The 23,316-nt window shown below is 73.4% G+C and carries 21 protein-coding genes; 14 read left to right on the plus strand and 7 right to left on the minus strand.

What is annotated here, in order from left to right:
* Positions 1-13 precede the first annotated feature (13 nt).
* Complete coding sequence (locus ACFSHS_RS01745) at positions 14-1,315, minus strand: D-alanyl-D-alanine carboxypeptidase family protein (protein ID WP_376870971.1); 1,302 nt, start codon at positions 1,313-1,315, stop codon at positions 14-16.
* A 261-nt stretch (positions 1,316-1,576) separates the two neighbouring features.
* Between ACFSHS_RS01745 and ACFSHS_RS01750 the strand changes: the two genes are divergently transcribed.
* From ACFSHS_RS01750 to ACFSHS_RS01795, 10 genes are all read left to right on the plus strand, one after another.
* Positions 1,577-2,629, plus strand: a complete 1,053-nt coding sequence (locus ACFSHS_RS01750; RefSeq protein ID WP_376870973.1) for a BMP family lipoprotein — start codon at positions 1,577-1,579, stop codon at positions 2,627-2,629.
* Between the two features lie 302 nt (positions 2,630-2,931).
* Positions 2,932-4,509, plus strand: coding sequence for an ABC transporter ATP-binding protein (locus ACFSHS_RS01755; protein WP_376870976.1), 1,578 nt, complete (start codon positions 2,932-2,934; stop codon positions 4,507-4,509).
* A complete protein-coding gene (locus tag ACFSHS_RS01760; RefSeq protein WP_376870978.1) occupies positions 4,506-5,756 on the plus strand; it encodes an ABC transporter permease in 1,251 nt (416 codons plus the stop codon). Before ACFSHS_RS01755 ends, ACFSHS_RS01760 begins: the two co-directional genes overlap by 4 nt.
* On the plus strand, positions 5,753-7,027 hold the full coding sequence (locus ACFSHS_RS01765) for an ABC transporter permease (protein WP_376870981.1): 1,275 nt from the start codon (positions 5,753-5,755) through the stop codon (positions 7,025-7,027). The genes ACFSHS_RS01760 and ACFSHS_RS01765 overlap by 4 nt, the downstream gene beginning before the upstream one ends.
* Complete coding sequence (locus ACFSHS_RS01770; RefSeq protein ID WP_376870983.1) at positions 7,027-7,470, plus strand: cytidine deaminase; 444 nt, start codon at positions 7,027-7,029, stop codon at positions 7,468-7,470. Before ACFSHS_RS01765 ends, ACFSHS_RS01770 begins: the two co-directional genes overlap by 1 nt.
* Positions 7,467-8,747: a thymidine phosphorylase gene (locus ACFSHS_RS01775; RefSeq protein WP_376870985.1), complete on the plus strand. Its 1,281-nt coding sequence runs from the start codon at positions 7,467-7,469 to the stop codon at positions 8,745-8,747. Before ACFSHS_RS01770 ends, ACFSHS_RS01775 begins: the two co-directional genes overlap by 4 nt.
* Positions 8,748-8,867: 120 nt before the next feature.
* Positions 8,868-9,761, plus strand: a complete 894-nt coding sequence (locus ACFSHS_RS01780) for an ABC transporter ATP-binding protein (RefSeq protein ID WP_376870987.1) — start codon at positions 8,868-8,870, stop codon at positions 9,759-9,761.
* Positions 9,758-10,567, plus strand: coding sequence for an ABC transporter permease (locus tag ACFSHS_RS01785; RefSeq protein WP_376870989.1), 810 nt, complete (start codon positions 9,758-9,760; stop codon positions 10,565-10,567). The genes ACFSHS_RS01780 and ACFSHS_RS01785 overlap by 4 nt, the downstream gene beginning before the upstream one ends.
* Before the next feature lie 90 nt (positions 10,568-10,657).
* On the plus strand, positions 10,658-11,725 hold the full coding sequence (locus ACFSHS_RS01790; protein ID WP_376870992.1) for an adenosine deaminase: 1,068 nt from the start codon (positions 10,658-10,660) through the stop codon (positions 11,723-11,725).
* Between the two features lie 232 nt (positions 11,726-11,957).
* On the plus strand, positions 11,958-13,460 hold the full coding sequence (locus ACFSHS_RS01795; RefSeq protein WP_376870994.1) for a DEAD/DEAH box helicase: 1,503 nt from the start codon (positions 11,958-11,960) through the stop codon (positions 13,458-13,460).
* A 174-nt stretch (positions 13,461-13,634) separates the two neighbouring features.
* On the opposite strand, the gene ACFSHS_RS01800 is transcribed toward ACFSHS_RS01795, so the two are convergent.
* From ACFSHS_RS01800 to deoC, 4 genes are all read right to left on the minus strand, one after another.
* Positions 13,635-14,984, minus strand: a complete 1,350-nt coding sequence (locus ACFSHS_RS01800; RefSeq protein ID WP_376870997.1) for a hypothetical protein — start codon at positions 14,982-14,984, stop codon at positions 13,635-13,637.
* A gap of 69 nt (positions 14,985-15,053) precedes the next feature.
* On the minus strand, positions 15,054-15,926 hold the full coding sequence (locus tag ACFSHS_RS01805) for an aldehyde dehydrogenase family protein (RefSeq protein WP_376870999.1): 873 nt from the start codon (positions 15,924-15,926) through the stop codon (positions 15,054-15,056).
* Positions 15,923-17,365, minus strand: a complete 1,443-nt coding sequence (locus ACFSHS_RS01810) for an aldehyde dehydrogenase family protein (protein ID WP_376871001.1) — start codon at positions 17,363-17,365, stop codon at positions 15,923-15,925. Before ACFSHS_RS01810 ends, ACFSHS_RS01805 begins: the two co-directional genes overlap by 4 nt.
* A gap of 7 nt (positions 17,366-17,372) precedes the next feature.
* The gene (gene deoC / locus ACFSHS_RS01815; protein WP_458199621.1) at positions 17,373-18,368 is read right to left on the minus strand and encodes a deoxyribose-phosphate aldolase; all 996 of its coding nucleotides are present in this window, start codon (positions 18,366-18,368) and stop codon (positions 17,373-17,375) included.
* 347 nt (positions 18,369-18,715) lie between these two features.
* Here deoC and ACFSHS_RS01820 point away from each other — a divergent pair, with 347 nt between their 5' ends.
* The 3 genes from ACFSHS_RS01820 (at position 18,716) to ACFSHS_RS01830 (ending at position 21,522) form a co-directional block, all read left to right on the plus strand.
* Positions 18,716-19,927, plus strand: a complete 1,212-nt coding sequence (locus tag ACFSHS_RS01820) for an HNH endonuclease signature motif containing protein (protein WP_376871004.1) — start codon at positions 18,716-18,718, stop codon at positions 19,925-19,927.
* Between the two features lie 78 nt (positions 19,928-20,005).
* Positions 20,006-20,629: a uracil phosphoribosyltransferase gene (upp, locus tag ACFSHS_RS01825; RefSeq protein ID WP_376871007.1), complete on the plus strand. Its 624-nt coding sequence runs from the start codon at positions 20,006-20,008 to the stop codon at positions 20,627-20,629.
* Positions 20,630-20,631: 2 nt separating this feature from the next.
* Positions 20,632-21,522, plus strand: coding sequence for a Gfo/Idh/MocA family protein (locus ACFSHS_RS01830; protein WP_376871010.1), 891 nt, complete (start codon positions 20,632-20,634; stop codon positions 21,520-21,522).
* Between the two features lie 28 nt (positions 21,523-21,550).
* Here the strand turns inward: ACFSHS_RS01830 and ACFSHS_RS01835 are convergent, their stop codons facing one another.
* The gene (locus tag ACFSHS_RS01835; RefSeq protein WP_376871013.1) at positions 21,551-22,114 is read right to left on the minus strand and encodes a dihydrofolate reductase family protein; all 564 of its coding nucleotides are present in this window, start codon (positions 22,112-22,114) and stop codon (positions 21,551-21,553) included.
* Positions 22,115-22,231: 117 nt separating this feature from the next.
* Between ACFSHS_RS01835 and ACFSHS_RS01840 the strand changes: the two genes are divergently transcribed.
* Positions 22,232-22,396: a DUF805 domain-containing protein gene (locus ACFSHS_RS01840; RefSeq protein ID WP_376871764.1), complete on the plus strand. Its 165-nt coding sequence runs from the start codon at positions 22,232-22,234 to the stop codon at positions 22,394-22,396.
* Between the two features lie 143 nt (positions 22,397-22,539).
* Here ACFSHS_RS01840 and ACFSHS_RS01845 read toward each other — a convergent pair whose 3' ends face one another.
* Positions 22,540-22,953 carry a GtrA family protein gene (locus ACFSHS_RS01845; protein ID WP_376871016.1) on the minus strand — a complete coding sequence of 138 codons (414 nt, stop codon included), beginning with the start codon at positions 22,951-22,953 and terminating at the stop codon, positions 22,540-22,542.
* Positions 22,954-23,316 lie beyond the last annotated feature (363 nt).

The following is a 23,316-nucleotide window of genomic DNA, read 5'->3' on the forward strand; positions in this document are numbered from 1 at the left end:
CGCTTGGCCTTCTTCACGGCCGCGTGGACGGCGACCCTCCGGCGGATCGAGGCGGCGACCCCTCCGCCGCCGGACGCGCCGGAGCACGGACTGCCGGACGCCTCGCTCGCCGGCGGCCGACCAGCGTCGCCGTCACGATGACGGCCGCGCCGGCGGCCAGCGCCGCGGGAACCGCGGGGAACCCACCCGGGGCCACCCGGGTGGCGCCCACGTCGTCCTGCCGGCGTGGCGCGGCCGTCCGCTCCGGTGTCGGCGTCGCGGGAGCCGAGCTCGCCCTGGCGAAGGTGGCCGCCTCCGACGGCTGGATCAGCCGGCCGACGCCGTCGACGCCGGGCGGGACGGCGAACCCCCAGTCGAGCAGCAGCCGGGCCTGGTCGGCCGCCCGCAGCGGCACGTTCTCGGTGTCCATCACGCTGACCACCAGCCGGCGGCCGTTCCGCTCGGCGGCGGTCACGAAGGTGTGCCGGGCGGCGTCGGTGAAGCCGGTCTTCCCGCCCAGGTTGCCGGGGGTGCCGGCCAGCGGGTTCTGGTTCTGGATCTGGTAGCCGGGGGAGCGCCCCTCGACCGGCGGCATGTCCGCCACCGGCGTGGTGAGCACCGCGGCGGCCACGGGATCGGCGAGCAGGGCGCGGAAGATCAGCGCCAGGTCGTAGGGCGACGAGGACTGTCCGGCGACGTCGAGCCCCGACGGCGTCCCCGCCACGGTGTCGTAGGCGCCCAGGTCCTCGGCGGTCTCGTTCATCGCGGCCACCGTGACCGCCACGCCGCCCGCCGTCCGGGCCAGGGCGTTGGCGGCGTCGTTGCCCGACTGCAGGATCAGCGCCTGGAACAGCAGGGACACCGGGTACCGGCCGCCCTGCACCAGGCCGACGCGGCTGCCCTCCATGTTCTCGTCCTCGACCGTCCCCTCCACCACGGTGGCCGGGTCCAGCAGGGGGACCAGCGTCAGCAGGGTCAGCGTCTTGAGGGTGCTGGCCGGGTAGTAGCGGCCGTGCGGGTCCCGCGCGGCGAGGACGTCGCCGGTGACGGCGTCGGCCACCAGCCAGCCGTTCGCCGCGAGACCCTCCGGCAGTGCCGGAGCGCCGTCGGCGACGACGACGTCACGCGTGTCGAGCGCCTCCCCGCCGACCGTCCGGCCGTCGGGCGCCGACCCCTGGGGCGGCCGGCCGGCGTAGGGCGCAGTCGGGGTGGGCGCGCTCGGGTCGACCGTCGGCCGGGCGTCCTCGGCGAGAGCGGCGGAGGCCCCGGACAGGGCGATCACGGTTCCCACCAGGGCGGTCGTCGCCCACCGTGCCGGCCACCGATGTCGCTCCATGGCCAGGCACGGTAGGCCCCGCGCCGCCCGCGGGGGCGGAGGCCTGAGCCCGCTCACGCCTGCGCGCCGGTTCGCAACGATCGCGTCTCAGTCCGTCCCTGACCTGGGGACCTGGCCGGACGCCCGGTTAGCGTGCGCAGGTCCTGTGTTCCGCGCCCGCCCACGGCGGGCCGCCGCAGGATCGAAGAGAACCCACCGGGACGCGCTCCGGCACTCCCCCCGCGTCCCCCCAGAGAGGAGATCGTCTTGCGCCGAGCGCGGATGACGAAGGCCAGCGCCAAGGCCATGGGGCTGCTGCTGGCCGGCACCCTGGCCCTCGCGGGCTGCGCCAGCGACGAGGAGGGCGGCGGCACCGCCACCGGGAACGGCGGCGGCAGCGAGGACCTCAAGATCGGTGTCGCCTACGACACCGGTGGCCGTGGCGACCGCTCGTTCAACGACTCGGCCATCGCCGGCGTCGAGGCGGCGATCGAGGAGCACGGCGGCGAGGTCCGCGACCTCAGCCCGAACGCAGACGCCTCCAACCGGGTCGAGCTGCTGACCCAGCTCGCCGACGAGGGCTACAACCCGGTCATCGCCGTCGGCTTCGCCTACGGCGAAGTCATCGGTGACGTGGCCGAGCAGTACCCGGACACCACCTTCGCCGTCGTCGACGTGCGGGTCGAGGAGTTCGGCGTCGACAACCTCGTCGGCCTCAACTTCGCGGAGGAGGAGGGTTCCTTCCTCGCGGGCGTGGCCGCCGCCCTCAAGACCGAGACCGACCACGTCGGGTTCGTCGGAGGTGTCGAGACGCCGCTGATCCAGAAGTTCGAGGCCGGCTACGTCGCGGGCGCCCAGGCCGTCAACCCGGACATCACCATCACCCGCGAGTACATCTCGCCGGCCGGTGACTTCTCCGGCTTCAACGACCCCGCCCGCGGCCAGATCCTGGCCCAGGGCATGTACGACGCCGGCGCGGACATCGTCTACCACGCCGCCGGTGGGTCGGGCCTGGGCGTCTTCCAGGCGGCCGCCGCGTCGAACGGCCGGGCCATCGGTGTCGACTCCGACCAGTACCAGACCGTGGACGACCCGGCCCTGCAGGCCGTGATCATGACCTCGATGCTCAAGCGTGTCGACAACGCCGTCCAGGCGTTCATCGACAGCTTCGTCGAGGGCAACGTCGAGGGGGGCACGGACGTGGTCTACGACCTCGAGTCCGAGGGTGTCGGCCTGGCCACCACCGGCGGGTTCATCGACGACATCCAGGCCGACATCGACGAGTACCGCCAGCAGATCATCGACGGCGAGATCCAGGTCCCGACGACCCCGTGACGCCGGACGCGGGCCCGCTCCGGTGGGTCCGCGTCGCGGGTCGACCCCCGACGGCGGGTCCGGGCAGGCTGCCCGGGCCCGCCGTCGTGGTCCGCGGGCGCCGCATGCCTGCTCCCCCTCGAAGGCGGTACCCGGCCTCCCGGACCGGCGTCGGGGTGCGACATCATGCGGCCAACCCGAACGGCCGCGCCCGGTGGTCGCGCCCGTCCCGGGCCACCCGGACGCGACGGTGACCCCGTCGCCCGTGCAGACAGCAGACGTGCGCCGCACACCCGTGGCAGCACACGACGGAGAGGCCCACCATGGCCGCAACAGGAGCAACCGGCGGCAGCGCGCCACCGGCCGCGGAGGCCGGCGGGGCCTACGCCGTGGAGCTGCGCGGCATCACCAAGCGCTTCCCCGGTGTCGTCGCCAACCGCGACATCGAGCTGCGGGTCCGCCGCGGAGAGGTGCACGCGATCGTCGGCGAGAACGGTGCCGGCAAGTCCACGCTGATGAAGACGCTGTACGGGATGCACCGCCCCGACGAGGGGCAGATCCTGCTCGACGGGCGCGAGGTCCACTTCCGCAGCCCGGCCGATGCCATCGCCGCGGGGATCGGCATGGTCCACCAGCACTTCATGCTGGCCGACAACTTCACGGTCCTGGAGAACATCGTCCTGGGCAGCGAGCCCACCCGCGGCGGCCGGCTCGACCGCGCCGAGGCCCGCCGCCGGATCGGGGAGATCTCGGACCGGTACGCGCTCGGTCTCGACCCCGACGTGCTCGTCGAGGACCTCGGCATCGGCGACCGGCAGCGGGTCGAGATCGCCAAGGTGCTCTACCGCGGTGCCACGACCCTGATCCTCGACGAGCCGACCGCCGTCCTCGTGCCGCAGGAGGTCGACGAGCTGTTCGGCAACCTCGCCGAGCTCAAGCGCGAGGGGCTCACGGTCATCTTCATCTCGCACAAGCTCGACGAGGTCCGCCGGGTCGCCGACTCGATCACCGTCATCCGCCGCGGCACCACCGTGGGCAGCGCCGACCCGAGGACGACGACGGTCCGGCAGCTGGCCGAGATGATGGTGGGCTCGGAGCTGCCCTCGCCCGAGACCCGCACCTCGACCGTGCGCGAGACGCCGGTGCTGCAGGTGCAGGACATCACGGTCGCGTCGCCGACCGGCCGGCCCGTCGTGGACGGCGTCTCGCTCACCGTCCGCGAGGGCGAGGTGGTCGGCATCGCCGGCGTCGAGGGCAACGGGCAGGCCGAGCTCGTCGACGCCGTCATGGGCCTGCGCCCGCTGTCCTCGGGCACGGTGCTGCTCGGCTCCCACGACATCACCGACTGGAGCACCCGTGCCCGGCGGGAGGCCGGGATCGGGTTCATCCCCGAGGACCGGCACCGCCAGGGCATGCTCCTGGAGGGCACCCTCTGGGAGAACCGGATCCTCGGCCACCAGACCCGCCCGCCGGCGGCCAAGGGGCTGTTCATCGACCGCCGGTCCGCTCGCGCGGACACCGAGCGGATCATGCGGGAGTACGACGTCCGCGCGCCGGGCCCGGACGCGCTGGCGGTCGCCCTCTCCGGCGGCAACCAGCAGAAGCTGATCGTCGGCCGCGAGATGAGCTCGGCCCCGCGCCTGCTCATCGCCGCGCACCCCACCCGCGGCGTCGACGTGGGCGCACAGGCGGCGATCTGGGAGCTGCTCAAGGACGCCCGAACCGAAGGGATGGGGATCCTGCTGATCTCCGCGGACCTCGACGAGCTGATCGGCCTGTCGGACACCCTGCACGTGATGCTGCGCGGCCGCCTCGTCGCCACGCTGGACCCGACCCAGGTGACCCCCGAGGGCCTGGGCGGCCACATGACCGGTGCCCACGGCACGGCGGGTGCGGCGTGAACGCCCTCCGCCGGCTGGGCCCGGCCCTGCTCGCCCCGGTGCTCGCGGTCACCGTGGCCGTCGTCATCTCCTCAGCGGTCATGGCCGCGCTCCAGGTCGACCCGCTGCGCGTCTTCCAGGTCATGGTCGACTTCGGGGACAGCCCGGCGCAGCAGGTCACCGCCCTGGTCGTGATCGTCAACCGGGCGATCCCGCTGTTCCTCGCCGGCCTGGCGGTGGCGATCGCCTTCCGCATGGGGCTGTTCAACATCGGCGTCGAGGGTCAGTACCGCCTGGCCACGATCATCGCCGCAGCCGTCGGGGCGGCGGTGGCGCTGCCCGGCCCGCTGCACGTGCTGCTGATCGTCGTCGTCGCCATGGCGGTGGGCGCGATCTGGGCGTCGATCGTGGCGGTCCTCAAGGTGACCCGCGGGGTGAGCGAGGTCATCAGCTCGATCATGCTGAACTTCGTCGCCCTCGGGCTGGCGTCCTACCTGCTCACCGGGCCGTTCCGGGGAAGTCCCGAGGGTGCATCGATCATCAGCACCGCGGAGATCCCCGAGTCCGGGCAGCTGGGCGGGCTCAACATCCTCTTCGACGTGCTCGGTCTGGAGAACCCCCCACGGCAGCTGTACGGCTTCCTGCCGATCGCGATCCTCGTCGGCGTCGTGATCGCCGTGCTGCTCAACCGGACCCGCTTCGGGTTCGACCTGAAGGCCAGCGGCATCTCGCCCTCGGCCGCGAGCGCCAGCGGCGTCGACGCCCGCGGCATGGTCGTCAAGACGATGCTGCTGTCCGGTGCGGTCGCCGGCCTCATCGGCCTGCCGGACCTGCTCGGCACCACCCACTCGTACACCACCGACTTCACCGCCGGCCTGGGCTTCCTCGGCATCGCCGTGGCCCTGCTGGGCCGCAACAAGCCGGTCGGCATCGCGCTGGGCGCCCTGCTGTTCGCCTTCCTGGACCGGGCGCTGGTGCCCCTGCAGATCGAGAACTTCCCGGCCTCGGTGGTCACGATCATCCAGGGCACGATCGTGCTCGCCGTCGTCGTCGCCAACGAGGTGGCGCGGCGGATCGCCCGGCGCTCGGCCGAGCGGGGCACGGCCACGCCGGCCGGCGGGCCGGCCGCCGGGGACGGCGGCACCGGACCGGGCCAGATCTCGGACGCGGATGGGCCGTCCGGCCCGACGGCAGGAACCGGTGCGGGGGTCAGCCGCACCGCCGGCGCCGGACAGGTCGACACCGACGGGCGGGGGGCCCAGGCATGAGCAGCGTGGCATCGGTCCCGGGCACGAGCCGCGGCCCGGTCACCGACCTGCTGACCGGCGGCGGCCGCGCGCGGCGGATCACCTGGTACGTCGTCGGAGCCCTCGTCCTGGTCTCGCTGGTCCGGGTCATCAGCGGGGAGGCGGCGCTGACGTCGTCCTCGACGATGTCGGCCGCGCTCCTGCTCGCCGTCCCGATCGGCCTGGCCGCCCTCGGCGGCCTGTTCTCCGAGCGGGCCGGCGTGGTCAACATCGGCCTCGACGGGATGATGATCCTGGGCACCTGGGGTGCCGGGTTCGCCGGCTACCAGTGGGGCTGGGGAGCGGCCGTGCTGGGCGGGCTCCTCTTCGGTGCCCTCGGCGGGCTGCTGCACGCGCTGGCCACGGTGACCTTCGGCGTCGACCACGTCGTCTCCGGCGTCGCGATCAACATCCTGGCCGCCGGCCTGGTCCGCTTCCTGTCCGAGCTGCTCTACAGCGACAACCCCGCCGGTGGCGGCGTCACCCAGTCACCGCCGCTGTCGAGCAACCCGCCCGAGCTCTCCCTGCCGGTGCTGTCCTCCGGCCCGGACCTGCTCGGCGACCTCGAGCGCCAGCACTGGTTCCTGGTCAGCGACCTCGCCGGGGTGCTCCGCGGCGTCACCAGCGGGGTCGGGGTGCTGACCATCCTGGCCGTGCTGCTGGTCCCGGCGTCCTACCTGCTGCTGTGGCGGACGGCGTTCGGGCTGCGGTTGCGGTCCTGCGGTGAGAACCCGGCGGCCGCCGACTCGCTCGGCGTGCCCGTGTACCGGATGAAGTACATCGCCGTGATCATCTCCGGTGCCCTCTCGGGTCTGGGCGGGGTCTTCCTCGTCTTCATCGCCGGCATCTACCGGGAGAACCAGACGAACGGGCGCGGGTTCATCGGCCTGGCGGCGCTGATCTTCGGCAACTGGCGTCCCGGTGGCCTGGCCGCGGGCGCGGGGCTCTTCGGGTTCGCCGACGCCCTGCAGCTGCGCAGCCGCACCGCCGTCGTCGCCCTGCTGCTCCTGGTCGCCGTGCTGCTCGCGGCGGTCGCGGTGTGGCAGGGGGTGCGCCGCCGCGCGGTGCAGGCCGTGCTGGCCGCGGCCTTCGCCGGTGCCGCGCTGACCGGTTTCCTGATGATCGAGGAGCTGCCTCCCGGCATCGTCTCCTTCACCCCCCACCTGACGACGCTGCTCGTGCTGTCGCTGGCGTCCCAACGTCTGCGCATGCCGAAGGCGGACGGTCTGGTCTACCGACGAGGAGAGCACTAGTGGTCGACGGGGTGGTGGGGCGGGTGGACGGCGCCGCCTGGGACGCGCTGCGGGCGGCCGCGCGCGAGGCGATGACCCATGCCTACGTGCCGTACTCCAAGTTCCCCGTCGGCGTGGCCGGGCTCGTCGACGACGGCCGCCTCGTGACCGGCTGCAACGTGGAGAACGCCTCCTACGGCCTCGGTCTGTGCGCCGAGTGCGGCATGGTGAGCGACCTCGCGCGCACCGGCGGCGGCCGCCTCGTCGCCGTGGCCTGCGTCGGCGGGGACGGTCAGCCGCTGATGCCGTGCGGCCGCTGCCGCCAGCTGCTGTGGGAGCACGGCGGCCCGGACATGCTCCTCGAAACGGTGTCGCTGGGCATCGTGCCGATGCGGGACGTGCTGCCCGACGCGTTCGGTCCCGACGACCTCGAGGTCCCCGCACGTCGCCGGGCGCCGGCATGACGGCGTTCGACGCCATCGACGTCATCCGGGCCAAGCGGGACGGCGTCCCGCTCTCTCCCGAGCAGATCCGCTGGATCATCGGCGCCTACACTGCCGGAACGGTTCCGGACGAGCAGATGAGCGCGCTGCTCATGGCGGTGTTCTTCCGGGGGATGTCACCCGCCGAGCTCGCCGTCTGGACTCAGGCGATGATCGATTCCGGGGAGCGCAAGGACCTCTCCTCGCTCGGACGGCCGACCGCCGACAAGCACTCCACGGGCGGCGTGGGCGACAAGATCACGTTGCCGCTGGCGCCGTTGGTCGCCGCCTGCGGGGTGGCGGTGCCGCAGCTGTCCGGCCGCGGGCTGGGGCACACCGGGGGCACGCTGGACAAGCTGGAGTCGATCCCGGGCTGGCGGGCCGACGTGCACGAGGAGGCCTATCTGCGCCAGCTGCGCGAGGTCGGCGCGGTCATCTGCGCCGCGGGCCACGACCTCGCACCGGCGGACAAGAAGCTCTACGCGCTGCGCGACGTCACCGGCACCGTGGAGTCGATCCCGCTGATCGCCAGCTCGATCATGAGCAAGAAGATCGCCGAGGGTGCCGACGCGCTGGTGCTCGACGTGAAGACCGGCTCCGGGGCGTTCATGAGGGATCCCGAGCTCTCCCGGGAACTGGCCCGCACGATGGTCGGCCTCGGGGAGGCCGCCGGGGTGCGGACCGTGGCCCTGGTGACAGCGATGGACCGGCCCCTGGGCCGCTCGGCGGGCAACGCGGTCGAGGTCGCCGAGTCGGTCGAGGTGCTGGCGGGAGGTGGGCCCGCCGACGTCGTGGAGCTGACCCTCGCACTGGCCCGCGAGATGCTCCGCGGTGCCGGGCGCGGCGACGTCGACCCGGCCGACGCGCTGGCCGACGGCCGGGCCATGGACGTCTGGCGCCGGATGGTCGCCGCGCAGGGCGGCGACCCCGATGCCGCCCTGCCGCAGCCCACCGAGACCCACGTGGTTCCCGCGCCCGCCACCGGCACGCTGACCCGGCTCGACGCCTACTCGCTCGGCGTGGCCGCCTGGCGGCTCGGCGCGGGCCGGGCGCGCAAGGAGGACCCGGTGTCGGCGGCGGCCGGCGTCGTCTGGACGGCCGGAGTGGGCGACCGCGTGACCGCCGGACAGCCGCTGCTGGAGCTGCAGACCGACGATGCGGCCCGCATTCCGCGGGCGCTGGAGGCGCTCGAGGGAGCCATCGGCGTCGACACCGACGACGACCCGCTCCCACTGGTCCTCGATCGCATCACCGCGTGAGCCCAGTTCCCGGCGATCATGGCGCCGGGACCACCGACCGAGCCTCGTCCGTGGAACCGGCGCCATGATCGCGGTGGGCTGTGTCCGGCGTCGTGGGGCGCGGTGGGAGACTCGACGCTCGTGACCAGTGCGACGGCGGCTTCGGCGCGGACGGCGGCTCCGCCCCTCGACCCGGACGCGGCCATCTCCATCCGGGGGCTGGTCAAGAGGTACGGCGACTTCGTCGCCGTCGACGGGCTCGACCTCGACATCCGCCGCGGCGAGATCTTCGCCCTGCTCGGCCCGAACGGCGCCGGCAAGACGACGACCGTGGAGATCTGCGAGGGCTACCGCGCACGCGACGCGGGCGAGGTCCGTGTGCTGGGGGAGGACCCGGCGACCGGCGCCCGCTCGTGGAAGGCGCGGCTGGGCATCGTCCTGCAGTCCGGTGCCGGTGACAGCCAGCTGACCGTGCGGGAAATGGTGACCGCTCAGGCGTCCTACTACCCCGACCCGCGCGACCCCGACGAGGTCCTGGAGCTGGTCGGGCTCGCCGACAAGGCGCGCGCCCGGGGCCGGTCCCTGTCGGGCGGCCAGCGTCGTCGCCTCGACGTCGCCCTCGGCATCGTGGGCCGGCCGACGCTGCTCTTCCTCGACGAGCCCACCACCGGGTTCGACCCGGAGGCCCGCCGGCAGTTCTGGTCGCTCATCCGCTCGCTGCGGGAGCTGGGCACCACCATGCTCCTGACCACGCACTACCTCGACGAGGCCGAGGCCCTGGCCGACCGGGTCGGCGTCATCGCCCGCGGCCGGCTGGTCGAGGTCGCCGTCCCCGGGCTCCTCGGTGGGCGCGAGACGGCGCCGGCCGTGGTCAGCTGGACCGAGGACGGCGTCCGTCGCACCGAGGCCACGGCCACGCCCACCGCCTTCGTGCGCGAGCTCGCCGGGCGGTTCCCGGACGAGGTCCCCGACCTGACGGTGGCCCGGCCGACGCTCGAGGACGTCTACCTGCGGATGATCGGTGAGGCCCGATGACGACCACGTCGCCCGCGCTGCCCTCGCTGGTCAGCGTCTACCGGTCCCGCGCCTCGGTGGAGCTCAAGGAGTTCTTCCGGCAGCGGGAGTCGGTGGTGTTCACGCTCCTGCTCCCGGTGCTGCTCCTCGTGGTCTTCGGCGCGGTCCTCGACTACGACATCGGTGCCGGCGTCACGTTCACCCAGTACTTCATGGCCGGCATCATCGCCGCGGGCATCCTGGGCGCGAGCCTGCAGAACATGGCGATCAGCATCGCCACCGAACGGTCCGACGGGACGCTGAAGAGCCTGGCCGGGACGCCGATGCCGCGCAGCGCGTACTTCGTCGGGAAGATCGTGCAGGTCCTGGCGGTGACCGTCGCGATCATCGCGGTCCTGCTGCTCATCGGCGTGGTCTTCTACGACATCGACCTGCCCTCGGGCGCGAACTGGCTGACCTTCGCCTGGGTGACCGCCCTCGGCGCGGCCGCCTGCACGCTGCTGGGCATCGCGATCTCGAGCCTGGCCAGGAGCGGCCGCTCGGCGTCGGCCACCGTGACGCCGTTCGCCCTGCTGCTGCAGTTCATCTCCGGGGTCTTCTTCCAGTTCAGCTCGATCCCGACCTGGATGCAGACCGTGGCCTCCTTCTTCCCGCTCAAGTGGATGGGACAGGGCCTGCGCTCGGTCTTCCTGCCCGACGTCCTGGCCGCGCAGGAGCCGGCGGGCACGTGGGAGCTCGGGCGGGTGGCGCTGGTCCTCTCCCTCTGGTGCGTCGCCGGCCTGCTGCTGTGCGTCGCCACCTTCCGCTGGCAGGACCGTGGGCAGTGACACCGCCGTCCGTCCGACGACACCGCGGTCGGCTGACCCTCCGGGCACACTCGGCGTGACCCGTGCGAGCCGGTCGGTAACGTCCCCCGGGTGCCCGCACCGCTGAACGCCGAGACGATCGCCCTCGCCCCCAAGGTCCTCCTGCACGACCACCTGGACGGCGGACTGCGGCCGCAGACGGTGCTGGAGCTGGCCGACGCGCACGGCTACCGCGACCTGCCCGCCGCCGAGCCGGGCGCCCTCGGACGGTGGTTCCGGGAGGCCGCCGACTCCGGCTCGCTGGTGCGCTACCTCGAGACGTTCGCGCACACCGTCGGCGTCATGCAGCACCCCGACGCGGTCGCCCGGGTGGCGCGGGAGTGCGCGCTCGACCTGGCCGCGGACGGCGTCGTGTACGCCGAGGTCCGCATGGCCCCGGAGCTGCTGACTGCGGAGGGGACGCCGATCGAGGAGGCCGTGGAGGCGATGCTCGACGGATTCGCCGCCGGCAGCCGGGACGCCGCCACCCCGATCACCGTGGGGACGCTGCTCTGCGCGATGCGCCAGAACGACCGCTGGGAGGAGGTGGCGCGCCTCGTCGTCCGCTACCGCGACGCCGGGGTGGTCGGCTTCGACCTGGCCGGCCCCGAGATCGGCTTCCCCCCGGACCGCCTCCCCGATGCCATCGCCGTCCTCGACAAGGCGGAGGCGCACCGGACCGTCCACGCCGGTGAGGCCGCGGGCACCGACAGCATCCGGGCGGCGCTCGACGGGGCACGGGCGGAACGGCTCGGGCACGGCGTCCGCATCGCCGACGAGGTCGCTGCCGACGGGTCCCTCGGACCCCTCGCCCAGCGGGTGCGCGACGGGCAGGTGCCGCTGGAGATCGCGCCGTCGTCGAACGTGCAGACCGGCGCCTACCCCTCGCTGGCCGAGCACCCGGTCGACCGGCTGCACCGGCTGGGGTTCGCGGTCACGCTCAACACCGACAACCGGCTGATGAGCGGGGTCTCGGCCAGCAGTGAGATCGCCGCCGTCGCCGGCACCTTCGGCTGGTCGTGGGACGACGTCCGGACGGTGACCGAGCGTGCCCTCGCCGCGGCGTTCCTCGACGACGCCGACCGTGCCCGGCTGCTCGACCAGGTCGTCCGTCGGGGGTACGCGGCTCTCCAAGCGTGATCGCAGCCACCTCGTCGTCGGGAATCGCGGGCGCATCGCCGCTGCTACGGTAGGTGTACCGGCACAAGGCCGGTCATCCTCCCGGACGGAACGTCTGGGCATGAGCGCATCCGTGCAGATCCCGCGTTCCATCCCTGGGCGCAGATGATCGCCAAGTGAGGACGCCGGTACCTGGCGGCGCTCCTCCTCGTCCACGGGACGCGCTCCGAGCAGTATCGGAGCCCCACCCCGCATGACCTTGGTCCACCCTGTCTCGTTCGAGTCGAACGAGGTCCAGAACACCACCATCGACACCACCACGATCGGCGCCACCGTCGAGGCCCCCGCCGGCCCGACCTTCGGGCAGCTGGGCCTTCCCCAGCAGCTGGTGACCGCCCTCGAGCGGCGCGGCATCCGCCACCCGTTCGCGATCCAGACCTCCGCCCTGCCCGACGCGCTCGCCGGGCGCGACGTGCTCGGCAAGGCAGCCACCGGCTCGGGCAAGACCCTGGCCTTCGGCCTGCCGCTGCTCGCCCGCATCGGCGCCGAGGTCAGGCACGGCCGCCGTGCCCCGCGCGGCCTCGTGCTCGTGCCTACCCGCGAGCTCGCCCAGCAGGTGCACGACAACCTGGCGCCGCTCGGCCAGTCGATCGGCGTCCAGCTGGCCACCGTCTACGGCGGCGCACCCATGTACCGCCAGATCCAGCAGCTGCGCCGCGGCGTCGACGTCGTCATCGCCACCCCCGGCCGGCTGCAGGACCTGATCAGCCAGGGCGAGGCCACCCTCGCCGAGGTCGTCGTCACCGTGCTGGACGAGGCCGACTTCATGGCCGACCTGGGTTTCCTCCCGGTCGTCAAGGAGCTGCTCGACCAGACCGTCAGCGACGCCCAGCGGCTGCTGTTCTCCGCCACGCTGGACGGCGAGGTCGACGCGCTGGTCCGCCGCTACCTCAAGGACCCGGCCCGGCACGAGGTCAAGCGGGCCGGTGACGACGCCCCGCCGGCCGAGCACCTGGCCTTCAGCCTCGCCTTCCGCGACAAGCTGCAGGTGGCCACCGAGTTGGCCGGCCGTCCCGGCCGGACGATCGTCTTCGCCCGCACCCAGCTGGGCGTGGACCGGCTGACGGAGAACCTGCAGGCCGCCGGGATCAAGGCGGAGGCCATCCACGGTGGACTGCCGCAGTCGGCCCGCAAGCGGGCGCTGGAGGAGTTCACCGACGCCCGCTCGCCGGTGCTCGTCGCCACCGACGTCGCCGCCCGCGGCATCCACGTGGACGACGTCTCGCTGGTGCTGCACTACGACCCCCCGACGGACGCGAAGACCTACCTGCACCGCTCGGGCCGCACCGCCCGCGCCGGCGCCGCCGGTGTCGTCGTGTCGCTGCTGCTCCCCGACCAGGTCGGGCAGGCCAAGCGCCGGTTCCGGACGGCCAAGGTGGACCCGCGCGTCGACCGGATCCGTCCGGGCGACGCCGCGATCACCGAGCTCGTGGCCAGCGGCGTCCCGGTGGAGCCGAAGGAGCGCACCCAGCGCGACATGCGTCGCGGCGGGGGTGGCCCCGGCGGCCGTCCGCGCCGGGACGGCGACCGTCCCGGTGGCCACCGCGGCGGCCCGCGGCGCTCGTTCGGCGACCGGCCCCGCCCGGCCTCCGAGCGATCCAGCGGTGAGCGCTCGTACGGCTCGGGCGAGCGGTCGTACGGCGACCGCGGTCGCTCCGGCGGGCGGCCCGGCCGTCCGTCGCGCTACGGCAGCTGAGCGAGGACCCCGTCCTCCTCACCGCTCGCAGGCTCGCGGCGAGCCCCTGGACGGGGCCGCACACACCGGAGCGGCCGGTCCCGGGTTCTCCCGGGGCCGGCCGCTCCGCCGTTCCCACGCTTTCTGTACAGAAAGCTGCACCTGACAGGTGCGCTTTCTGTACGGGAAGCGGGTTCAGTCGCGGAAGACGAGGGCTCCGCTGACCTGGGTGACGACCTCGTCCCACTGCCGGCGCAGCTCGCCGGCGTCCTCCTGGCGCAGCGGGGCCTGCGGCTCGACCTCGCCACGGGCCACGGCCCGCCCCAGCGCCGACGTCGGCGCGAGCAGCTCGTCGACCCTCGTGAGGCCGGCGTACTCGGCGAGATCCCGCACGCCCTCGACCGGCTGGGCGAAGGCGCGGTGGTCCACCAGCCCGGCGGCCCCGTCGGCCACCTCGGACAGCACCTCCGACAGCTCGGTCAGGTCGTAGCGGTCCTGATCGGCGGGCAGCGGCGGGACGTCGGTGTCGGCCACCTCGGGCCAGGAGGCGATCTCGGTGAGGTCGTGGTCCTCGGTGCCCTTGCAGAAGCGGGCGAGGTCGGCCGGGGTGTCGAAGACGAAGACCTCGCCGTCCCGGCCGAGGAACCGGGCGACGTCCTCCACGTAGCACCGCAGCGTCACCCCGGCGCCCTCCGGGACGACGATCTCCACGGGCAGGATGCCCACCGACTCCCAGAATGCGGCGGCCGAGGCCACCTCGTCGGGGGAGGCGTTGATCCGGCCACCCCGGGCGATGGTGCGCACCGGCGCGGTGGCGGTCGCAGCGGCCGGCTCCTCGTCGACGAGGACCACGTCGTCGGACCGGTCCTCGGGGACCTCGTCGGCGTCGACCTCCTCGACCTCCGACGCGGCGGGGTAGTCCTCGAGCGCGGCCGAGCCGGCGCCGGTCCAGTCGAAGTGCTCGTTGAGCTCCTCGACGACGTCCTCCCACAGCTCGTCGAGCACACCGCCGACGCCGAGCCAGGCCTCCTCGCCGGACCGGCCGACGAAGGCGTCCACACCCAGGCCCAGCGAGCCGATCTCGGGCTTGGCGGCGAGCTCGGCGACCGCCTCGAACTGGCTCTCGTCGTCGTCCCCGTCGTCCTCGTCGCCGTCGGTGTCGAGGCACTCGGCGAGGCGGGTGACGATGTCGATGGTGGCCGCGAGCTCCTCGACCGCCCAGCGGTCGGGCTCCTCCGCCGCGATGTCGTACACCCCGTCGAGGTCGAAGCGGTGGTCGTCGTCGGGCGTCAGGTCGTCGGCGCCCAGACCGGCCACCACCGGCCACACCGGATGGTCGGCGAGGTCGTGGTCGGTGCTGGTCCGGCAGAACGCCGCGAGCCTCTCCGGGGACGGGAAGAGGTGGACGACTGCGCGTTCGCCCTCGGTGGTGCCGAGGAACGCCTGCCACTCCTCGCCGTCCTCCTCCCACGGTGGAGCCCAGAGGGTGTAGCCGGTTCGGTCGTCGAGGGTCAGTGCGATCGGGACGATGCTGGGCCTAGCCACGGCAACACCCTGCCATGGCCCCCTCCGGGGCACCGCGCCGAGTTTCCGAGGCGTGGCGGAGGGTCTCGTTCAGAGGCCGATCGGATGCCAGACCGTCTTGGTCTCCAGGAACGGCGTCATCCGGGACAGGCCGGGGTCGGCGGTCCAGTCCGGCTCGGTGGCCGGGGCGCGCAGCACGCGCTTGACCGTGCCCGCCGCCTCCCGCTCCAGCTCCATGGCCCGGCCGGCCGGCGCCCCGGTGAGGTCGATGGCGTCGACATCGGCGTGCTCGGCGAGCCACGTGCCCAGCTCCTCGGCGTCGCCCGTGAGCAGGTTGACCACGCCCCCGGGGACGTCGCTGGTGGCCAGCACCTCGGCGAGGGTGACGGCGGGCAGCGGGCGCTGCTTCGACGTCACCACCACTGCGGTGTTGCCGCCGGCGAGCACCGGGGCGAGCACGCTCACCAGCCCCAGCAGCGAGGACTGCTGCGGCGCGAGGACAGCGACGACGCCGGTCGGCTCGGGCATCGAGAAGTCGAAGTACGGCCCGGCGACCGGGTTCGCCCCGCCCAGGACGGCGGCCAGCTTGTCGGTCCACCCCGCGTACCAGACCCAGCGGTCGATCGCCGCGTCCACCGCGGCGCGCGCCCTGGACTGCGACAGCCCCTCGCCGGCGGCCACCTCCTCGCAGAACTGGACGTGCCGGCCCTCCATCACCTCGGCCACCCGGTAGAGCACCTGGCCGCGGTTGTAGGCCGTCGTCCCGGACCACTTGGGGAAGGCCGCGCGGGCGGCGACGACGGCGTCGCGGGCGTCCTTGCGGGAGGCGCGGGCGGCGTTGGCGAGGAAGTGCCCGCGGCTGTCGGTGACCTCGTAGGTGCGCCCGGACTCCGAGCGGGGGAAGGCGCCGTTGATGTACAGCTTGTAGGTCTTGCGGACGGCGAGGCGCTCGCTGCCGATCACTTCTCAGCACCCTTCAGGTACGCGGCCAGCCCGTGCCGGCCGCCCTCGCGGCCGTAGCCGGACTGCTTGTAGCCGCCGAAGGGCGACGTCGGGTCGAACTTGTTGAACGTGTTGGCCCACACGACCCCGGCGCGCAGCTGGTCGGCGATCTTCAGGATCCGCGAGCCCTTCTCGGTCCAGATGCCCGCCGAGAGCCCGTAGGTGGAGTTGTTCGCCTTCGCCACCGCCTCGTCGGGGGTGCGGAAGGTGAGCACCGACAGCACCGGGCCGAAGACCTCCTCGCGGGCGATGCGGTGGGCGGGGGAGACGTCGGTGAAGACGGTCGGCGGGAACCAGTAGCCGCGCTGGGGCAGCTCGCAGGCCGGCTGCCAGCGCCGCGCGCCCTCGGCCTCGCCGTGGTCGGACAGCTCGCGGATCCGGGCCAGCTGCTCCGCCGAGTTGATCGCCCCGATGTCGGTGTTCTTGTCCAGCGGGTCCCCCACGCGCAGCGTGCCGATGCGCCGCTGCAGCGAGGCGATCACCTCGTCGTGGACGTTCTCCTGCACGAGCAGCCGGCTGCCCGCGCAGCACACGTGCCCCTGGTTGAAGAAGATCCCCTGGACGATGCCTTCGACGGCCTGGTCGATCGGGGCGTCGTCGAAGACGATGTTGGCCGCCTTGCCGCCGAGCTCGAGAGTGAGCTTCTTCCGGGTCCCGGCGACGGCCCGCGCGATCGACTTGCCGACCTCCGTCGACCCGGTGAACGCCACCTTGTCGACGTCCCCGTGCTCCACGACCGAGCGGCCGGTGTCGCCGGCGCCCGGAACGATGTTGACCACGCCGGGCGGCAGGTCGGCCTGCTGGCAGATCTCGGCGAACAGCAGCGCGGTCAGCGGGGTGGTCTCGGCCGGCTTGAGGACGACGGTGTTGCCGGTCGCGAGAGCGGGCGCGACCTTCCACGCCAGCATCAGCAGCGGGAAGTTCCACGGGATGACCTGTCCGGCCACGCCCAGCGGCCGCGGATTCGGACCCAGGCCCGCGTGATCGAGCTTGTCCGCCCAGCCGGCGTGGTAGAAGAAGTGCGCCGCGGCCAGGGGGACGTCGACGTCGCGGGACTCCCGGATCGGCTTGCCGTTGTCGAGCGACTCGAGGACGGCGAACTCGCGGGCGCGCTCCTGCAGCAGCCGGGCGATGCGGAACAGGTACTTGCCGCGGTCGGCGGGGCGCATGGGCCCCCACACCCGGGTGAACGCGCGCCGGGCGGCGGCCACCGCACGGTCGACGTCCGCCTCGCTCGCCGCCGAGACCTCGGTCAGGACCTCCTCGGTGGCCGGGTTGACGCTCTTGAAGGGCTCACCGGTGCCGTCGACGAACTCACCGTCGACGAACAGGCCGTAGGACGGCGCGATGTCGACGATCGACCGCGACTCGGGCGCGGGGGCGTACTCGAAAACGGTCATGCCTGGATCAGTCCACCGTCACGTAGTCGGGGCCGGAGTAGTGGCCGGTGCGCAGCTTCTGGCGCTGCAGCAGCAGGTCGTTGAGCAGGCTGGAGGCGCCGAAGCGAAACCAGTCGGGGTCCAGCCAGTCGGGGCCGACGGTCTCGTTGATCAGCACCAGGTGCTTGATCGCGTCCTTCGTCGTCCGGATGCCGCCCGCGGGCTTGAAGCCGACCTGGCGGCCGGTGGCGGCGCGGAAGTCGCGGACGGCCTCCAGCATCACCAGGCCAACCGGGAGCGTGGCGGCCGGGTTCACCTTGCCGGTCGAGGTCTTGATGAAGTCGCCGCCGGCCAGCATCGCGATCCACGAGGCGCGGCGGACGTTGTCGAGGGTGACCAGCTCGCCGGTCTCGAGGATGACCTTGAGGTGGGCCGGCCCGCAGGCCCGCTTGACCGCCACGATCTCCTCGTACACGTCGAGGTAGCGACCGGCGAGGAAGGCGCCCCGGTCGATGACCATGTCGATCTCGTCGGCGCCGTTGCCGACGGCGTCCTCCACGTCGGCGATCTTCACCGCGCGGGAGGCGCGGCCGCTGGGGAACGCGGTGGCGACGGCGGCGACGTGGATGCCGGTGCCCTGCAGCGCCTCCTTCGCCACCCCGGCGAGGTCGCCGTAGACGCAGACGGCGGCGACCTGCGGACAGCCGAGGTCTTCCGGGTCGGGGCGGCGGGCCTTGGCGGCCAGGGAGCGGACCTTGCCCGGGGTGTCGGCACCCTCCAGGGTGGTCAGGTCGACCATCGAGATCGCGGTGTCGATGGCCCACGCCTTCGCCGTGGTCTTGATGGACCGGGTGCCCAGCACCGCGACGCGCGACTCGGCGCCCACCTGGTCGACCCCCGGCAGACCGTGCAGGAAGGCGCGGAAGGCGGCGTCGGAGCGCGTCACGTCGTCGTAGGGCGGCAGCGGTGCCATCAACGCGCGCGCGTCGTCGGGCAGCGCGTCGGGGTCGAGCAGGTGGGTCATGCGGTCATTCTCCCCTGCGCTGCTCCGGTCCCCGACACTGATCACCCCTGGGGAGCGGAGCACCGGACCGGGAGGCGGACCGCGCGGGGAAAACCGGTGCAACCCCCGGGGCGCTCCGACGGCCCCACCATGCACGTCCTCGACGCGCAGCAACCGTCCTCGACGGCCTTCCCTACGGCCACCCCGTGTGCTGGACCTGGCCAGCCGATCTCCCCACACGACCTCCACTCCTGGGGCGACACGAGGCCGAGCCTGTGGACAGGCGCCTGACCTGGGGATTCGTACTGCGGCAGGGGCTCTCGGGCGGTAGTATTCGTACACGTGTTCGAGTGATTGAGGAGGTGGCGGTGAGCGAGCTGCGGTCGGCCCTCGACGCCCTGGCCGTCGAGGACGTCCGCAGCCTGGGGCCGCGGCAGCAGCTCGACCGGATCACCGAGCTGCTCGAGGCGCGCAACCGCCTCGACGCCCAGCTGGCCCGCTCCGTACGTGCCGCGGAGCTGCAGCAGGCTCCGGAGGACGACGGCCTGAAGTCGATGCGGTCGTGGCTGCGCGGCCACGGCCGGCTCAGCCCGGGTGCGGCGGGGCAGCTGGTCCGCAACGGCAGGGCGCTGGAGCACCTGCCCGCGCTCGCCTCCGCGTTCGCCGACGGCGCGGTCACCGCCGAGCAGGTCGCCGTCATCGCCCCGGTGGCGACGGAGGACCGCCGGCGGGCGGCGCGGGCGCAGGGCGTCGACCTGGCCGAGGTCGACCGCACCCTGGCCGCCCTCGCCGCCGAGCGGCCCCTGCAGCAGCTGACCCGGGTGGTGCACCACTACCTGGCCCGGCTGGATCCCGACGGCCCCGAGCCCGACCCCACCGAGGAGCGGTCGCTGATCTTGGCGACGTTCTCCGACGGCACGGTGGTGCTGCGCGGGCGGCTGGACGCCACCGGCGGGGAGAAGCTGGCCGCGGCGCTGGAGGCGATCACCCAGGCCGACCGGCCCCGGGGCGATCGGCGGACCCGCGGCCAGCAGCTGGCCGACGCGCTGGTGCAGCTGGCCGACAACGCCCTCGCCGCCGGGAACCTGCCGTTCCTGCGCACGGTCAAGCCCACCGTGGTGGTCACCATCCCGGCCGCCGACCTGGCCGACCCGGCTCCCGGCCCGGCCGCCGCGGCCACCGGCTTCGGCGGCCTGGTCTCGGCCGCCACCGCCCGGGCGCTGGCCTGCGACGGCAGCATCACCCCCGTCGTCCTCGACGAGCACGGGGTGCCGCTGAACCTGGGCCGCACCAAGCGCGTGGTGCCGCCGCACCTGCGCAGGGCCGTCGAGCTGCGCGACCAGGCCTGCGTCTTCGCCGGCTGCGCCGCCCCGACCCACTGGTGCGACGTCCACCACCTGCAGCACTGGATCCTCGGCGGAGAGACCTCGCTGGAGAACTCGGCGCTGCTGTGCGAACGCCACCACACCAAGATCCACCACGGCTTCCGCGTCCAGCGAGATCCCGGCGGACGATGGCGAACCTTCCGCCCCGACCACAGCGAGATCGTCATCGGTGCGCGGCTGCTGACAACGCGCTGATCCCTGCCCGTCGTACGACCTGGACGCCGGTCCGGTACAGGAGCGGCGCTCGGGCGCCGTCCCGCTACGGTGTCGCCCGTGCAGCTCACCGTCGTCGACCACCCGTTGGCCCGTGCCCGCCTGACCCGGATGCGCGACGAGCGGACGGACAACGCCATGTTCCGGGCTGCCCTGCGCGAGCTGACCCAGATGCTGGTCTACGAGGCCACCCGCGACCTGGCGATCGCCGAGGAGCCGATCCAGACGCCGGTCACCGCCACGACCGGCTACCGGCTCGCCGCGCCGCCGCTGATCGTCCCGGTGCTGCGGGCCGGGCTCGGGATGGCCGACACCGCGCACGGCATGCTGCCCGAGTCCCAGATGGGCTTCGTGGGTCTGGCCCGCAACGAGGAGACCTTCCAGCCGGAGGCGTACATGGCCTCGCTGCCGCAGTCGTTGGTCGACCGCGCGGTCTTCGTGCTCGACCCGATGCTGGCCACCGGCGGCTCGCTCGTGCACTGCTGCGGCCTGCTCACCGCGCGCGGAGCCACGTCGATCACCGTGCTCTGCGCGCTGGCCGCCCCCGAGGGCATCCGCCGGCTGGAGGAGAGCGGGCTGCCGCTGCGGGTCTTCACCGCCAGCGTCGACGAGGGGCTCAACGAGAAGGCCTACATCGTGCCCGGCCTCGGCGACGCGGGCGACCGCCAGTTCGGCGCGGTCTGACCATGCGCTTCGGCGTCCTGGGCACCGGCTTCTGGGCCACGGAGGTCCACGCCGCCGCGCTGGCGGCGCACCCCGCTGCGGACCTCGCCGGGATCTGGGGCCGGGACGTCACCAAGGCGAAGGCGGTGGGCGCGCGGTTCCACGTCCCCGGGTTCGCCGACGTCGACGAGCTCCTCGCGCAGGTGGACGCCGTGGCCGTCGCGCTGCCGCCCGACGTGCAGGCACCGCTGGCCGAGCGGGCCGCCGCGGCGGGCAAGCACCTGCTGCTGGAGAAGCCGATCGCCCTCGACCTCGCCGCCGCCGACCGGGTGGTGGCGGCGGTGCGGGACGCCGGCGTGGCGTCCGTCGTCTTCTTCACCTTCCGCTTCCAGGCCGGGACGTCGACCTGGCTGACCCAGGCGGCCCGGACCCACCTGGCCGGTGGCGCCGGGTCGTGGCTGTCGTCGCTGGCCGGGACGCCGTTCGCCGCCTCGCCCTGGCGCCAGCAGCACGGGGCTCTGTGGGACATCGGGCCACACGCGCTCTCACTGCTGGTGCCCGCGCTCGGCCCGGTCGTCGCGGTGCAGGCCGGCGCCGGGTTGCGCGACACGGTGCACCTGGTGCTCACCCACGCGTCCGGCACCGCCTCGACGGTGACGCTCTCGCACACGGTGGCGCCGATGTCCGCGGGCATCGAGTTCTTCGTGCACGGGGACGCCGGCCGGCTGGCGCTCCTGCCCGACACCGAGCACCCGGTCGAGGCGTTCACCACCGCCGTCGACGAGCTCATCGCCGCGGCGCTGACCGGGGGCGCGCACCCGTGCGACGTCGCCTTCGGGCGGGACGTCGTCGCCGTGCTCGCGACGGCGGCCCGGGCACTGGACTCCGGCTGCCGGGAGGCCGTCGGGGGATGACCCGGCGCCTCCGCGCCGGGCGAACTGCTCAGCGGGCTACCTCGTGCCGGAGGAGCACGACGCCGTTGCCGAACGTCCGGGTCTCGACCAGTCGCAGGTCGCTCGGGGTGTCCGCCCCGTCGAAGAGCTGCCGGCCGCGGCCGAGCAGCACTGGGTTGACGTAGAGGCGGTACTCGTCGATCAGGTCGTGCCGCCGGAACGTGCGGATCAGATCGGCGCCGCCGACGGTCATGTCACCGCCCGGTTGCCGCTGCAGGGCCCGGATGTCCTCCGGGTGCACCTCGTGCCGGACCGAGGTGGCCCACTCGGCCTCCTCGAGCGTGCGGGAGAAGACGATCCTGGGCATCCGGCGGTAGATGCCGGCGAACTCCCTCATCGGCGCGCTGATCTCCGGGTCCCGGTCGGCGGTGGGCCAGAAATCGGCCATGAGCTCGTGGGTGACGCGCCCGAAGAGGAACGCGCTCATGCCACTGAGCTGCTCGTTGACGAACGTGTGCAGCTCGTCGTCGACGCGGTGCCAGCCGATGTCCCGGTCGGGCCCCTCGAAGAAGCCGTCGAGCGACACCGACATGTGCACGACGATCTTCCGCATCGTCTTCCTCCCACCAGGTGGCGCGGGGCCGCCCTCCAGCGGCTGTGTCGCAGGTAGGACCGGAGGCTCGGGTCGACGTCATCGGTGACGTACGGGTGATCGCCCCGTGCGGGGGACCTGCACGACCGCGGCCACTCCGCCTGGTGGCTGCTGTGGACGCTCCTGCCCCTCGTCGGCTGGATCGTCCTGCTGGGCCAGAACGGGTTCCCGCGCGGGGACGCGGGACCGAACCGGTACGGGCCGGCGGGCCGGCACGTGGTGCGCGACCCCGTGGGCGCCTGACGACGGTTCGGCGGTCGTTCCGGTGCGGGCCGGCACCCGCGATCCGTGGACGACGTCGACGGCCACGACGAGCAGGTCGACGCCGGCCGCTGCGACGACGCGTTTCCGGTGGTCCCGGCGCGGCGAGGCCGCCCGCCCGCGGCTCACCGGCGGAACACGACCGTGCGGAGCATGACGAAGTTGACCATCGTGCCCAACCCCTGCGACAGCGCCCAGGCGAACGTCACTGTCCACCACCACTCGGGGAGCAGGGCCAGCGCAGCGGCGTTCACCCCGATGATCACGAGAAACGTCGTGCCGTAGAGAAGCGCGAAACCTGCCGCGCGACCGGCGCTGCCCTCGACCTGGAAGGCCCAGCGGCGGTTGAGGACGTATGCGGTCGTCGTGCCGCACACGAAGCTCAGCGCCCGGGCGGCATACGTCGGCAGGCCCAGATGAAGCCCTGACAGGTAGGCGCTCAGATCCACGACCGCGCCCACGACGCCGACCGCGGTGAATCGGAGCAGCTGTTGCAGAAGGCCGCCTCGACCGCTGCTCCGCCCCTCGGGAGCGACCACTGTGGACCTTCCGCGTGATGGATGCCGGCGGCCCACCCTAGGTGACCCGGCGGCACCCCCACGCCCAGCTCCGAGTCCTCGGGCTCTGGAAGGTTGAAAGCGGCCTGCGGACCCATTCCGGGCCCGGACCGGCAAGGGCAACTCGCCGACGTGCCGCTCTCGCCGGCCGCGACTCGCCCCACCGTCGATTTCCGGGCGCTGACCCTTCTGCGCATGACCGTCTCCTTAGCCAACTTGTGTCGCCGGGTGCGCAGGCGACAGGTGATGCGACACGGGTGTGTTCAGCTGCTCGGTCGTCTCGTCAGGGCCGATCGACTGGTCTGCTGCCGCCTGCTCCGTGGACGCGGAGGTTGGAGACGGGGG

The sequence above is a fragment of the Blastococcus deserti genome, assembly GCF_042682525.1.
In the GTDB taxonomy this organism is placed as follows: domain Bacteria; phylum Actinomycetota; class Actinomycetes; order Mycobacteriales; family Geodermatophilaceae; genus Blastococcus_B; species Blastococcus_B deserti.

Coding starts and splice junctions, on each gene's coding strand:
- ACFSHS_RS01830 (WP_376871010.1), top strand. CDS start 20,632: ATGCGCTTCGGCGTCCTGGGCACCGGCTTCTGGGCCACGGAGGTCCAC.
- ACFSHS_RS01835 (WP_376871013.1), bottom strand. CDS start 22,114: ATGCGGAAGATCGTCGTGCACATGTCGGTGTCGCTCGACGGCTTCTTC.
- deoC (WP_458199621.1), bottom strand. CDS start 18,368: ATGACCCACCTGCTCGACCCCGACGCGCTGCCCGACGACGCGCGCGCG.
- ACFSHS_RS01755 (WP_376870976.1), top strand. CDS start 2,932: ATGGCCGCAACAGGAGCAACCGGCGGCAGCGCGCCACCGGCCGCGGAG.
- ACFSHS_RS01745 (WP_376870971.1), bottom strand. CDS start 1,315: ATGGAGCGACATCGGTGGCCGGCACGGTGGGCGACGACCGCCCTGGTG.
- ACFSHS_RS01795 (WP_376870994.1), top strand. CDS start 11,958: ATGACCTTGGTCCACCCTGTCTCGTTCGAGTCGAACGAGGTCCAGAAC.
- ACFSHS_RS01775 (WP_376870985.1), top strand. CDS start 7,467: ATGACGGCGTTCGACGCCATCGACGTCATCCGGGCCAAGCGGGACGGC.
- ACFSHS_RS01765 (WP_376870981.1), top strand. CDS start 5,753: ATGAGCAGCGTGGCATCGGTCCCGGGCACGAGCCGCGGCCCGGTCACC.
- ACFSHS_RS01750 (WP_376870973.1), top strand. CDS start 1,577: ATGACGAAGGCCAGCGCCAAGGCCATGGGGCTGCTGCTGGCCGGCACC.
- ACFSHS_RS01785 (WP_376870989.1), top strand. CDS start 9,758: ATGACGACCACGTCGCCCGCGCTGCCCTCGCTGGTCAGCGTCTACCGG.
- ACFSHS_RS01810 (WP_376871001.1), bottom strand. CDS start 17,365: ATGACCGTTTTCGAGTACGCCCCCGCGCCCGAGTCGCGGTCGATCGTC.